Source organism: Joostella sp. (assembly GCF_048266025.1).
Lineage (GTDB): Bacteria > Bacteroidota > Bacteroidia > Flavobacteriales > Flavobacteriaceae > Galbibacter > Galbibacter atrarenae.
In genome coordinates this window covers 993,882-1,007,279 of sequence record NZ_JBLXAF010000001.1, presented here as the reverse complement: position 1 = coordinate 1,007,279, position 13,398 = coordinate 993,882, and the positions used below count along the sequence as shown (strand labels likewise).

The following is a 13,398-nucleotide window of genomic DNA, read 5'->3' as shown; positions in this document are numbered from 1 at the left end:
TTATTGATTTAATTCGGTTACATATTCTCCTTCTTCAGAGCTTTTATCCAAAGGATATTCTATTGCGTCTAATTGTTGCTTTATCGGTTTTATATGAGCTAAATATTTCACTTTCAACGAATCTCCAATAGGTTCTGCTTTTGGAAGATCTTGTCTAAACGGATCTACTTGTGCTCCATTTTTCCAGAAACGGTAACAAACATGGGGTCCACTAGTATTTCCAGTCATACCAACCCAACCAATAACGTCTCCTTGTTTAACATACTCACCTACTTTCACCTTCCTTTTCTGCATATGCAAATATTGAGTTGTATAAGTTGAATTGTGTTTTACTTTTACATAATTACCATTTCCACCTCTTCTGGTAGATTCTATTACGGTACCATTTGCTGTAGATAAAATTGGTGTTCCAACTGGTGCAGCAAAGTCAGTCCCCTTATGTGGTCTCACTTTATTTCCGTAGTAAGCAATTCTACGATTTAAATTATAACGAGATGAAATTCTACTAAACTGAACTGGCGCCTTCAAGAAAGCTCTTCTTAAATTTTTAGCATTCTCATCAAAATAATCAACAATATGTTTTGTAGAATCAGACTCAAAACGGAATGAATAAATAGGCTCTCCATTATGCTCAAAGTATGCTCCTTTAATCTTATCGACTCCTGCATAAATAGAATCGTCTATATACTTTTCAGTAAATAAAACTTTAAACTTATCTCCCTTCTGAATTCTGAAGAAATCTATAGTCCAAGCATAGATATCAGACATTTTATAAGCTACAATAGGACTTAACCCTTGTTCCTGAAGTGTTTGATATAAAGAACCGTTTATAATTCCTGAAGCCTCACGTTCTACAAGCTTAACTTCTTTTTTACCCTTTTTTACTAATGTAGAATCAGCAAAATCTACCACCACATAATCTATGCTATTTGGTTGATAGATAAAACATTTTGGCTTCTGTAAAGAATCTTCCTTAGTACACAATAATGTATAAGGTTTTCCTACTTGAAGGCTTGCTATATTAAATGAATCTTTTACCCCTTCAACAATATTATATATCTCAGGGTATCCTATATTATTACGCTGTAAAATCTCACCAAAACTGTCGCCAGCTTTTATTGTATCTCTAACAACAAGATATTGGTTTAAATCATAACCAAATTCTTTCACTTCAACGGGCTCCAATCCTTCTGCTTCCACAACACCCACTTCCTCTACTTTCTTCTCTTCTTCTTTACACGATAAAATAGTTAGTATCGCAATAAACAAAAGTCCTACAATCTTCTTTGGCATTTACTACTAATTTGTTTGAGGGTTTAACATATGCTCCACCCACTGTTTTCCCCAGTCGGCTCTTTCTGAATCGCTCCAAATTTCGGGAAAAAAGATGATTTTCTGAAAACTTGGAGGTAAATAATCTTTCCAATTGGTACCTCCAGTAGCATCAATTGTCTGCTTATCTTTACTTAAATGCTTATAAGCTACGCCCATATGCATCAAGTTCCAATTTACATTTGCATTTACATCTAGCTCTTTCATCGCTTTAATCAATAAAGGATTCTCTTTTACCTCTTTTGGAAAGTTTAAATACTTTTCATAAATCGTCACTCCTTCTACCTCTTTGGCTATTCGCATAAACCTTGGAGTATAACGGTATTCAAACTGCTTTAATGTAAGCGTTTTTTCTTGTGTTTTAGTATCTACAGCTCCTCTTTTCCAATAAATATTTTCAAAAAGATCTTCTAGACTACTTTCTGGTGTATATTCTGATTTTGCATTTTCAGGCAATAAATTATAAAAAGGAGTACAATAAATCTCTATCATTCTAAATTGAGCAGATTGAAATCCACTGGCTGGAAGAAGCGCCATTCTATATTTTAGAAACTGAGCTCTGTCCATCCCATTAATCATAACACTAAAAGAATTAATTAAAATTTTATAATAATTATTAATCCTTCCGATTTTGGTGATCATAAAATCTGCATCATTCAGTTTATGATCTATAATCTGCTTTTGCTCATGAATAATAAGCTTAAAATACAACTCTGTAATTTGATGATAAGTAATAAAAATTTCTTCATCAGGGAAATGTGTACGTGGAATCTGCAGGCTTAACAATGTATCTAAATGGATATAATCCCAATATGTAAGATACTTTTCATAAAGCAGACCATCTAAATACGCACTAAGATCTTGTCCTGAATTTTTATACTTCTCTTCAAGCTCTTTAATTTGAGCTTCAATTTCTGGTTTAATTGCCATTAATTCATTTGAATTTTAAACTGATGCTTCAATCCTTTAAATTCTTCTAAATCTGCTTTTATTGAACCTACAAGGATATCTGCCTTTATTCGTATTGGTATTTTATTCTCATCGTCAGACACCCATAAAGTCAAACTTTCTTCTTCTTTAAAAATACGTCCAGACTGCACATAAGGTCTGAATTTCAAACATTTTACTTTACCGAATTTTGTATTTAAAACCTCTCTCCCTAAATACTTAAGTTTAAATTTAAATATCCCATCATCATCAAACAACATATCAGACACGAACTCATCTCCAGCTGCTACGGTAGTTCTATCTACGCGATCTCTAAGAAAATAAAATCCAGAAATAAGGTCTTGAACCCCTTTATCTATATCAAAATACTCTTCTGTATCGTGTTTATGATCTTTTAAAGTTGCTTTTTTTGCTTTATAATCAAAGTTTATTTCTAAATCTTTGGTATGCCCTCCTTCATCTATTTTTCGAATAAATTTATAAGGCTGACCAGTAGTCTTATCAAAATAACTTTGGTAATCGTCATTAACTTCAAAAAACAAGCTAGCTAATCCTGTAGTTTTACCAATTCCTGTTACATGGTAAACTTCTTTCCCATTTAGATATTCATCTTTAACTTGTAGTGTAGCATAACTAGCATTGAAGATTCCGTAGTGGATTCTAAACTTAAACCATTCTCCGTCTTGAAAAGCTTTTTGTTCTTTTGTCTCATTTTGATTCACAAAAGCTGAAAGCCAAAATATTGTTATCGCTAAGATTATCTTCTTCATAGTCAGAGTTAATTGTGTAAAAATAATAAAATGAATTACATTATAATTCTTTATCAATACAATTAACAATTATTATTCCAAAAGTTTATAAACGCAAAAAACTCGACCGAAGCCGAGTTTTTTTCATTAACCAACCAAAACTTTAAATTATGAAAACTTTACTTAAAGTCTGCATAGGGCACCACCCCTATTGCGAGAGCAAAGTTAATACAAAACATATATTATGCAAGCATAATAAATAAGTTTAACTTTTTTAACATTAAGAATATAAATTGTTCAGTTTCTATTTATCAATTTAATAATAAAATCGCTATTTTATAGCGTTCCTCGCATTTCCTGTTCTCTCTCTATAGCTTCAAAAAGTGCTTTAAAGTTACCCTTTCCAAAGGATTTAGCCCCTTTACGCTGAATAATTTCAAAAAACATTGTCGGTCTATCTAAAATCGGCTTTGTAAATAATTGCAGTAAATAACCCTCATCATCTCTATCTATAAGAATTCCAAGTTCTTTAAGCGGTTGCAAATCTTCGTCTATTTTCCCTACTCTATCTAAAACTGTGTCATAATATGTTTCAGGAACATTTAAAAATTCCACTCCTCTAGATTTTAGCTCCTTTACAGTTTTAATAATATTATCTGTTGCCAAGGCTATGTGTTGCACTCCAGCACCATTATAAAAATCTATATACTCCTCGATCTGCGATTTTTTCTTTCCTTCCGCAGGTTCATTTATCGGAAACTTGATTCTACCGTTACCATTACTCATTACCTTACTCATAAGAGCGGTATAATCTGTAGATATATCTTTATCATCAAAAGAAACCAATTGTGCAAACCCCATTACTTTAGCGTAGAACTCACACCATTTAGTCATTTCATTCCAACCTACATTCCCAACCATATGGTCAATAAATTTAAGACCTACAGTTGCTGGCTTATATTCTGGATTCCATTCTTTAAAACCTGGCATAAAAGCTCCGTTGTATGCTGAGCGCTCAACAAATACATGAACGGTTTCTCCGTATGTATGGATTCCTGAAAGTACTACTTTTCCATTCTCATCTTCAATAGTCTTAGGCTCCATGTAACTTTCTGCACCTCTTTTTGTGGTTTCCTCATAACTCTTCTTAGCGTCATCCACCCAAAGTGCAACTACCTTTACTCCATCGCCATGTTTTTCAATATGCCTATTTATTGCTCCCCCTTCTTGTAAAGGAGACGTTAAAACGATTCTTATTTTATCTTGTTCTAACACATATGAAACACTATCCCTTCTACCAGTTTCTAGTCCAGCATACGCTACTGGCTGAAAACCCCATGCTGCTTGGTAATAATGCGCTGCTTGTTTGGCGTTCCCAACATAAAGTTCAACGTAATCAGTACCCAAAAGCGGTAAAAAATCTTCAGCTTCTGCTACTTCCTTATTTAATTTTAGTGATGTTGTATCTTGTGACATTTTATTTTTTTATAATTATTATTTTGAATATGAATAAGCGATAAGTTAATTTCTGAGAATAACAAATACCTACCACATTGCTCTTAAATGAGCTGTTATATCAACTCTATAATTCAACATATTCTTTAAATATTAATTTTCTAACCAAGACTTATAATACGAGTCGTCTGAAATCTCAATAGCTTCTTCTGTAAGCATAAGCGGTTTAAAGGTATCTACCATTACAGCTAATTCTTCTGTTTCAGTTTTACCAATACTTCGCTCCGCTGCTCCAGGATGAGGACCGTGAGGTATTCCTGCTGGATGTAACGAAATATGTCCTTTTTCTATATCATTTCTGCTCATAAAATCGCCATCTACATAATACAAAACCTCATCAGAATCTATATTACTATGATTATAAGGAGCTGGTATACTCTCTGGATGATAATCATAAAGTCTAGGAACAAAACTACAAACAACAAAAGTGTCTGTTTCGAAAGTTTGATGTACTGGTGGTGGTTGATGAATTCTACCTGTTATTGGCTCAAAATCATGAATACTCAACGCATAAGGATAATTAAAACCATCGTAACCAACTACATCAAAAGGATGTGTTGCATAGACCATATCGAAAATCTCATCTTGCTTCTTTATTTTAATTAAGAAGTCTCCCTTCTCATCATTAGTTTCTAATTCGTAAGGTCTACGAATATCTCGTTCGCAAAATGGAGAATGCTCTAATAATTGTCCAAACCAGTTTCTATATCGTTTGGGTGTGTATATTGGACTTCGGGATTCTACAATAAAAAGTCTATTGTCTTCTGTTTCAAAATCCATTTTATAAATAGTCCCTCTTGGTACGACTAAATAATCTCCATAAGAGAAATCTAAATTTCCTAGATGAGTTCTCAGCTTCCCATTCCCCTTGTGAATAAAAATAAGTTCATCTGCATCTGCATTCTTATAAAAGTACTCTTCTGACGACTTTTTAGGTGCCGCTAATTGAATTGTACAATCGGAGTTTGTTAAAACTGATTTTCTACTTTTTAAGTAATCATTTTCAGGTTTTATTTTGAATCCATGAAAACGATACGATTGTATATTGTTAGAGACAGCAACCTTTGGAGCTACATTTATCTTAGATTTTATTTCTTTTACTTGCGTTGGGCGGTGTACATGATACAAGTTTGAGGACATTCCATCAAAACCGATAGTTCCAAATAATTGCTCATAATACAAGCTACCATCTGGCTTTTTAAAAATAGTGTGTCTCTTATGTGGTATGTTACCGAGTTTATGATAAAAAGGCATAACGAAAACGTTTGAATTAAACAAATATCGCAATAATTTACGGAGATTTCCATTAAGAAACTCTTAAAAACTATACGTATTTAAAACCAGAACCCAATACTAATCGTAAAAAGCGCCTCGTTTACCTCTGGAGACCAATGAACTTTTCCTTGGAGAGGCCCAATAATAGACTCATAACCATAACCTAAGGCGTATCCTGTATAATCAGGTAAAGAAAACCAAGTACCTTCCTCAAAAATATCATCCCCTGCATTTGCAATATTAGCTGTTATATTTACATGGTTTTGCTTTGCAAACTCCCAATCTGCAGTGAAAGTAGCCATTACATAACTGTCTCCACCAAAACTAAGATAATCATAACCTAAAAAGGGAGTAATATTATTAATGAAATTATTCCCAAAACCTCCAAAAATAAAATCTAAAGATTGAATGTTGGGATCTCCAAATTTAAATCCACCTTCTGTAAAAGCACTAAGTGACAAACTCCTATATAAAGGTGTTGCAAACCCCATTTTCGCCTTTGCAATCGAAAACTCACTAAAATCATCTCGTTTATTTGAAGAAAGTAAATACGCATGAAAATCACCGTCAAAGAAAAAACCTTTAGAAGGAAAGTATTTATCATTTAAAGAATCAAATTTCAAGAAGCTATAAACGCTAAAATAATTCTCATCCTCTAAATACACTTCCTTTCCATTATCATCAACCAATGTTTCTGTTTCAATTTGCAGCAATTTGTGTTCTAATCCAACCCCGAAAGTAAACTCTTCTTTCCAAACAGTTTGCATATATATCTGATTTGTAAAATCCGACATTTTTATATCCAACTTATTTAAATCGGGGGCATCTTGCAATTGCCCTTGATTTATAAAATCGAACTCTACATCCTTAGAGAATGTATTGAACCTAGATTTAATTCCGTAACTCCAATAAAATCCTTTATCTAAATAATATTCAAAATTATACCGAAGGAAATCACCAACTATAAAGTCAAAGTAAACATTATCATCATCAAAAAAGAGATGTTTTTTTGTAATATTAACCAAAGCTGCTGTTTTGTACAAACCATCATAATGAACGCCAAATTTCAGAAACATATCTGTATGGCGCTCTATTATAGGAACCGTAAGCATATAACCTTCCTTATTTGGTCTAAGCTCATACCTTACGCTATTAAAATTATTTGTAGCAGCAAGATTGCTCATTCCTTGATCTATTTTATCAAAATCTATATACTCTTCAGTTCTATATCGTAACTTCCCCTTTAAGTAAGCTCGAGTGTACTTATCATTTCCTTCAAAAGATAATTTGTCAATTAAAAAACTATCAACAATTTTCCCAGGATATCTCTTAATGGGCTTTTGCTTTTGCAGGCTTGCAATACTATCTAATGTTAATGATTTATCACTTGCAGCAACATATCCACTTTCAATAATATCTCTCCCTTTTCCAAAGGAAAGCACACTAAAAGGTTTAATATTTGGTTTTATATGAAGGTCTGTCTTTTTTAACTTCTCCTCCATTGCATTTATAGTGTTATAATAATTAATCTGTACTAAAATATCTGTAGCAGACTGAAGTTCATCTCGAGTTGCTAAAGAATCTTGAACGTCTACCCCAATAATAATATCAGCACCCATTTCTAGCACTTCATCCACAGGGTAATTATTAATCACTCCACCATCTACCAAAACACTTCCATCATTCATTACAGGCTCAAAAAAAGAGGGAATCGCAGCACTTGCAGCCAACGCTCTAGGCAGATATCCCTTATTCAATTTCACTTGAGCCCCCGTTTCCACATCAGTAGCGATACAGAAAAAAGGAATTGGCAGGTCGTTAAAATCTTCTATTTCATTTACATTAAAAAGAAGCTTGGATAATAAATTATATAAGCTTTGCCCTTTAGACAATGAACTCGGAAGGGATAATTTAAACTTATTAAATGGCAAGGAAACTGCATATTTTTCATAGCTATTCTTTTCATAAAAAGACATTGCAGAACGTGGAATTTTATCCTGTAATAACACGTCAAAATTAATCTCTTGAAAAATAGAATCTAGTTGCTTTGGAGAATATCCAGCAGCATATAACGCACCAACGATTGCTCCCATACTGGTTCCCCCAATATAATCTACTCGAACACCAGCCTCTTCCATTGCCTGTAAGGCTCCAATATGAGCTAGTCCTTTGGCACCACCACCACTTAAAACCAATCCTACTTTTGGGTCTTTATTTTGAACCTCTTGAGAGAAGCCTAAAAATGAAAATAGGAGTGTAAATAATAATAAATATTTCTTTGCCAACACGGTTCTAATTTTTATGAAAAGTTTGATATATTTTTTTAGCCTTTGCATTTCCTACTACAGCTGCAATCTGTTCTAATGGAGCCTCTTTTACCCGCTTTACAGACTTAAACTGCTTTAATAAATCGCTTGCTGTTTTCTCTCCAACTCCCTCTATATTCTCCAACTCTGAGTTAATAGCTGCTTTACTTCTTTTATTTCTATGGAATGTAATTCCAAATCTATGTGCTTCATTTCTTAAATGCTGAATAATCTTCAACGTCTCAGACTTCTTATCTAAATACATCGGAATAGAATCTCCAGGGTAATAGATTTCTTCTAAACGTTTTGCAATCCCAATAATTGCAATCTTCCCTCTTAAACCCAATACATCTAAACTTTTTAATGCTGAAGAAAGTTGTCCTTTTCCTCCATCAATAACAATTAACTGCGGCAAAGGTTCTTCCTCTTCTAAAAGTCGCTTATAGCGTCTAAAAACTACTTCCTCCATAGAAGCAAAATCATCTGGCCCTGTTACCGTTTTAATATTAAAATGGCGATATTCTTTTTTACTAGGTTTACCATCTTTAAAAACAACGCAAGCAGCCACAGGATTTGTCCCTTGAATATTAGAGTTATCAAAACACTCTATATGCCTTGGTTCTTCAGAAAGACGTAAATCTTGCTTCATCTGTCCCATTATACGTTTTACATGCCTATCTGGATCGATTATCTTTATTTGCTTAAAACGTTCTTGACGGTAATACTTAGCATTTCTCTCCGACAGTTCTAAAATACGTTTTTTATCCCCTAATTTTGGAATAGTCACCTTAATTTTTCCTGGTACTTTTATTGAAAAAGGGACATAAATTTCTTCTGACTGCGAATTAAAACGTGTTCGCAATTCCGTAACAGCCAATTCTAGCAGTTCTTTATCTGTCTCTTCTAATTTTTTCTTAATTTCTATAGTATGTGCTCGGATAATAGAACCATAGGAAAGCTGTAAGAAATTAACATACCCAAAGCTATCATCAGTAACAATAGAAAACACATCTACATTACTTATTTTAGGATTTACAATAGTAGATTTAGCCTGATAGTTTTCTAAAACATCGATTTTTTCTTTTACTTTCTGAGCCTCCTCAAAAAGCATATCTTCCGCCAATTCTTTCATCTGAATTTTAAACTCAGAAAGCGAATCCTTAAAATTCCCTTTTAGAATCTCTCTAATAGCCTTTATCTGGTTATCATAATCTTGATACGATTGATACCCCTCACAAGGCCCTTTACAATTACCCAAATGATATTCTAAGCAAACCTTATACTTCCCTGCATCGATTTTTTCTTTTGCAAGATCGTAACTACAAGTTCTTAAAGGATACAGTCCTTTTATTAAATCCAACAGCGTTCGCACTGTTTTCATACTTGTATAGGGTCCAAAATACTCTGAACCGTCTTTAATTAAATTACGCGTTGGAAAAACTCTAGGAAAACGTTCATTTTTTATACAGATCCAAGGATATGTTTTATCATCTTTTAATAATACATTATATCTCGGCTTATATTTTTTTATAAGGTTGTTTTCTAAAAGCAATGCATCTGTTTCTGTAGCCACAACAACATGCTTTATAGTATCAATCTTTTTTACAAGTACTCTAGTTTTACCAGAATCATGATTTTTATGAAAATAAGAAGAAACTCGTTTTTTTAAATTCTTTGCCTTACCAACATATATAATTTTACCATCTTTATTATAAAATTGGTAGACCCCAGGATTATCGGGTAAGGTTTGTAATTGAATTTCTATCGGAGTATTACTCATGTATTAATCGCAATTTCTAACAAAGATAATTTAATCTAAAATAAAACACATTTGGCAGAAAGCTTTATTTAATCCACAGTAAAAATACGATATAATTTAGCCTAAAATAACTATTTCATTCAAATACCTACCTCTGCTATTTTTTTACAGACTGAAGTATTAAAAAAAAACTATATTTAGCAGCTATTTTATTATAACTTGATCCCTAACAATATATAAATGACCCACAAAATAGACCTAGCCTGCATAATCGATGACGATAAACTCTATGTGAAAATGCTATCTCGTTTATTAGACATCAAAAAGCTTTGTAAAGAGTTTTTAGTGTTTGAAAACGGTCAAGAAGCTTTCTCTTATTTCAAAGATATTTTTGAACAACCTACAAAAGATAAAGTCCCTCAGGTAATCCTCTTAGATCTTAATATGCCTGTTATGGATGGATGGCAATTCTTAGATGAATTTGTAAAAATTAAATGTGATCTAGAACATCCAATTACACTATATGTGGTGAGTTCTTCTATTAATCAAGAAGACATAGAACGCGCCAAAGAATTCGAAGAAGTTTCTGATTATTGGGTAAAACCAATATCTTTAGGGGAATTAGAAGAGATGTTTGAAAAAGTTTGATAATAATGAATAAAAATGAGCTTCGTATAGAATATAAAAAAAAACGTGATGCTCTCTCGCAAAGCGATATAGAAGATTATAGCATCGCTATTGCAAACCAACTTTTAAGGCTTAAAATTTGGGAAAACAATTATTACCATATTTTCCTAAGTATTGCCTCTCAGAAGGAGATAGACACTTCCTTTATCCTTAGCATTCTTCAAGGAAAAGACAAAGAAGTAATTATTTCAAAAAGTAATTTTAAAGAAGGAATACTAACCAATTTTTTACTCACCGATAATACTGTTATTAAAGTAAATAAATATGGGATTCCTGAACCTGAAGACGGTATTGAAGTGCCTAATAAAAAGATAGATGTTGTTTTTATACCGCTACTAGCGTATGATAAAAAAGGGAATAGAATTGGATACGGCAAAGGATTTTATGATCGATTCCTTGCGTCTTGCAACAATGAAGTTATAAAAATAGGTCTTTCCTTTTTCCCTCCTGAAGAAAGTATTGAGGACATTTCTCAACATGACATCGCATTAGATTACTGCGTAACTCCAAATGAAATTTGCAGCTTCTAGTATAAAAAAAAGCAACTTTTAAATGAATAAAAGTTGCTTTGAAAATATTATACAATCTTAATTTTTAATACCACAACCCATAGAATCTAACACTTGGATCTTCTGCGCTAGTAAAAGTTGCAGAGGTATTAGAAAAGTTTCTTGTATCTGTTGTGAAAGAACCTAATTTATCATAATACCACCCTTCTTCACTACCAATTAAATCTAAAAATGGCTGAAGACCTTCTTCAAAAAATCGTCCATTATTATCTGCTACGTCTTGATATGTTAAAACGTATTTACCATCTTTTATTTCAGGCAGGAAATAATACCCAGCAAAATATCCTGAAATTGTGAAACCAACTAGTACATAACCATCTTCGTCTACTTCCGCATAGATGTTAAATCTTTCGAATTCATATTGACCAAGGTTTTCATTAACTTCATCTATTAAATTTAAAAACCCTTTAGATGTTAAAGAACTTGTTCCCCAACCAAAATTAAATCCATACGTTTCATAATTAACGCTTCCAATCTCATTAACCTCATCGCTTATTACTGCTGGTGCATCTGCATATTGTATAGTTACAGTAATACCACCCTCTTCAGCAATAAAAACACCTTGCTCTTCATCAAAATTAAAGCTATCAAACTCTACTCCATCAAACTCTAACTTTGGATAAACTGTTAATCCGTCTGGAGTATACAAAATTCCAAAAGAATTATCTACAACCTTACCGTCACTATCAATTCCTGAGAAATTCATATACCTTCGTAATTCATCAAAAACAAAAGGATATTTTTCAACACTAGAACCATTATCAACTTCAATTAATGTAAATACAGAATCTTCAGGACCTGGTAATAAATTTTCTTCCATAGCTATACTCTCTTCTATGGTAGAATCCCAATCTTCTGCAGTAGCCTTTTCAAAAACAATATATTCGCCTTCTTGAAATCTTACTGAGCTAAAAGCAATATTTCCCGTCTCGGTTGTTTCTATATAATAAAACTCTCCACTACCTTTATAACCTTCTCCTCTAAGCTCAACTGGATAGTAAGAATCAACAAGATTGTGAATATCATTTTTGGTAGTAAAAGACAATTTGGTTGTATTTCCTAATTTGATATCGTACCTACTTTCACTAGTTTGTAATTCATCATCTGTATCTGAAGTCATTAAAACGGTACCATCCTCTCTAAAGTCCATTAAAAGAGTAAACCCACCAAACTCTTCACTATCAGTGAAATAATACATTTTCCATCCATTTTCTGCACTTAATAGCAAATTATTTAGTTCTTCCGAACGTTCATCTAAACGCTCCACAGCATTTTCAGTGAATAAATCTTCTGCGCCTTCGTCATTATTACATGAAGTAATTAAAAACAGCGCGAAAAAAACTGTACTAACAGCTATTCTATATTTTGATATTTTTTTCATAATGTTTTAATTAATTTTGAGTTAACGCTATTAATTTATTGTAGTTTATAGCTTGAAGTTCATATATATCTATTGCCCATTCTTTCAAAAAATAATCTGCTACGATAGCTTCCTTTGCTCTTAAATCTGCTACAGCTGTTTCGCTTTCAATACTTGCAATGATAGCCTCGTATTCTTCTTTAGAATTGGTAAGCATTACTGATGTCATTTCTGCAAAATCTTCTGAATCTCTAGATTTAGCATAATTAGTTATAAAACCTTCTTCTCTGGCATTCTCTGTAGATGTTAAGTGCCAGTCACCATCGTAACCAGAAGGTGTTATATCACCAAAGCTTTCACTGAAAATTTTATTTTGATTTAAAATATGGCAATACTCGTGTTGAATAGTTTTAAAGAATCTTCTTGTTTGTTCCAAATCAGAGAAATCAAGATCGTCCACACGGAAAAGTGTAATTTTATTTCCAGATTCCGCAAGTCCAAGCGTTATGGTTCCACTAGGATTTACATTATACCCTCCTACTAACACAATTTGTCTTGGTGCTATTTCCCTCACAAAATCATCACCTCCAACCTCAGAGTAAGAATTTATCCAAATATCTAATATCTGCTCCATTAAAGGTTTAACATTCTCCTCAGTAGGAGGATATAAATATCTAGATTGCGTAACTTGGTTATCGTCCCATTCATATAATACTTCTATATTATACGGCGATACATAACTATCTCTCAACCAAACATCCAATTCTGACAGAGCTGGTTGAGACGTATCTAAGATGCTTTCCTCTAATGATTTTTCTGAATCACAAGCACTAAATAAAAGCATCAAGAAAAAACTATATATTATATTATTTAATTTCATCTATTTTATTTTTAGTTG

The 13,398-nt window shown here is 32.7% G+C and carries 11 protein-coding genes; 2 read left to right on the top strand and 9 right to left on the bottom strand.

Translation table 11 applies throughout. From position 1 onward, the window contains the following. From ACN0TY_RS04280 to uvrC, 7 genes are all read right to left on the bottom strand, one after another. Positions 1-1,293, bottom strand: a complete 1,293-nt coding sequence (locus ACN0TY_RS04280; RefSeq protein ID WP_236957814.1) for a peptidoglycan DD-metalloendopeptidase family protein — start codon at positions 1,291-1,293, stop codon at positions 1-3. A 6-nt stretch (positions 1,294-1,299) separates the two neighbouring features. Further along, positions 1,300-2,262 carry a tryptophan 2,3-dioxygenase family protein gene (locus ACN0TY_RS04275; RefSeq protein ID WP_417443492.1) on the bottom strand — a complete coding sequence of 321 codons (963 nt, stop codon included), beginning with the start codon at positions 2,260-2,262 and terminating at the stop codon, positions 1,300-1,302. After that, a complete protein-coding gene (locus ACN0TY_RS04270; protein WP_236957812.1) occupies positions 2,262-3,050 on the bottom strand; it encodes a DUF3108 domain-containing protein in 789 nt (262 codons plus the stop codon). Before ACN0TY_RS04270 ends, ACN0TY_RS04275 begins: the two co-directional genes overlap by 1 nt. A 315-nt stretch (positions 3,051-3,365) precedes the next feature. Beyond that, positions 3,366-4,505: a 4-hydroxyphenylpyruvate dioxygenase gene (hppD, locus tag ACN0TY_RS04265; RefSeq protein WP_417443491.1), complete on the bottom strand. Its 1,140-nt coding sequence runs from the start codon at positions 4,503-4,505 to the stop codon at positions 3,366-3,368. Positions 4,506-4,637: 132 nt separating this feature from the next. Beyond that, positions 4,638-5,798 carry a homogentisate 1,2-dioxygenase gene (locus ACN0TY_RS04260; RefSeq protein WP_417443490.1) on the bottom strand — a complete coding sequence of 387 codons (1,161 nt, stop codon included), beginning with the start codon at positions 5,796-5,798 and terminating at the stop codon, positions 4,638-4,640. A gap of 80 nt (positions 5,799-5,878) precedes the next feature. Further along, a complete protein-coding gene (locus tag ACN0TY_RS04255; protein ID WP_417443489.1) occupies positions 5,879-8,107 on the bottom strand; it encodes a patatin-like phospholipase family protein in 2,229 nt (742 codons plus the stop codon). A 4-nt stretch (positions 8,108-8,111) separates the two neighbouring features. Next, a complete protein-coding gene (uvrC, locus tag ACN0TY_RS04250; RefSeq protein WP_417443488.1) occupies positions 8,112-9,905 on the bottom strand; it encodes an excinuclease ABC subunit UvrC in 1,794 nt (597 codons plus the stop codon). A 219-nt stretch (positions 9,906-10,124) separates the two neighbouring features. Between uvrC and ACN0TY_RS04245 the strand changes: the two genes are divergently transcribed. After that, positions 10,125-10,532 carry a response regulator gene (locus tag ACN0TY_RS04245; RefSeq protein WP_236957807.1) on the top strand — a complete coding sequence of 136 codons (408 nt, stop codon included), beginning with the start codon at positions 10,125-10,127 and terminating at the stop codon, positions 10,530-10,532. Positions 10,533-10,537: 5 nt separating this feature from the next. Continuing rightward, positions 10,538-11,101 carry a 5-formyltetrahydrofolate cyclo-ligase gene (locus ACN0TY_RS04240; protein ID WP_417443487.1) on the top strand — a complete coding sequence of 188 codons (564 nt, stop codon included), beginning with the start codon at positions 10,538-10,540 and terminating at the stop codon, positions 11,099-11,101. A gap of 64 nt (positions 11,102-11,165) precedes the next feature. Here the strand turns inward: ACN0TY_RS04240 and ACN0TY_RS04235 are convergent, their stop codons facing one another. Both ACN0TY_RS04235 and ACN0TY_RS04230 read right to left on the bottom strand, forming a co-directional pair. Continuing rightward, a complete protein-coding gene (locus ACN0TY_RS04235) occupies positions 11,166-12,521 on the bottom strand; it encodes a DUF4302 domain-containing protein (protein WP_417443486.1) in 1,356 nt (451 codons plus the stop codon). A 10-nt stretch (positions 12,522-12,531) separates the two neighbouring features. Beyond that, positions 12,532-13,380 carry a zinc-binding metallopeptidase gene (locus tag ACN0TY_RS04230; RefSeq protein ID WP_417443485.1) on the bottom strand — a complete coding sequence of 283 codons (849 nt, stop codon included), beginning with the start codon at positions 13,378-13,380 and terminating at the stop codon, positions 12,532-12,534. Positions 13,381-13,398: the final 18 nt, after the last annotated feature.

Excerpts from the sequence above, each read along its gene's own strand:
- ACN0TY_RS04280 (WP_236957814.1), bottom strand. The coding sequence starts at position 1,293 with ATGCCAAAGAAGATTGTAGGACTTTTGTTTATTGCGATACTAACTATT.
- ACN0TY_RS04275 (WP_417443492.1), bottom strand. The coding sequence starts at position 2,262 with ATGGCAATTAAACCAGAAATTGAAGCTCAAATTAAAGAGCTTGAAGAG.
- ACN0TY_RS04270 (WP_236957812.1), bottom strand. The coding sequence starts at position 3,050 with ATGAAGAAGATAATCTTAGCGATAACAATATTTTGGCTTTCAGCTTTT.
- hppD (WP_417443491.1), bottom strand. The coding sequence starts at position 4,505 with ATGTCACAAGATACAACATCACTAAAATTAAATAAGGAAGTAGCAGAA.
- ACN0TY_RS04260 (WP_417443490.1), bottom strand. The coding sequence starts at position 5,798 with ATGCCTTTTTATCATAAACTCGGTAACATACCACATAAGAGACACACT.
- uvrC (WP_417443488.1), bottom strand. The coding sequence starts at position 9,905 with ATGAGTAATACTCCGATAGAAATTCAATTACAAACCTTACCCGATAAT.
- ACN0TY_RS04245 (WP_236957807.1), top strand. The coding sequence starts at position 10,125 with ATGACCCACAAAATAGACCTAGCCTGCATAATCGATGACGATAAACTC.
- ACN0TY_RS04240 (WP_417443487.1), top strand. The coding sequence starts at position 10,538 with ATGAATAAAAATGAGCTTCGTATAGAATATAAAAAAAAACGTGATGCT.
- ACN0TY_RS04235 (WP_417443486.1), bottom strand. The coding sequence starts at position 12,521 with ATGAAAAAAATATCAAAATATAGAATAGCTGTTAGTACAGTTTTTTTC.
- ACN0TY_RS04230 (WP_417443485.1), bottom strand. The coding sequence starts at position 13,380 with ATGAAATTAAATAATATAATATATAGTTTTTTCTTGATGCTTTTATTT.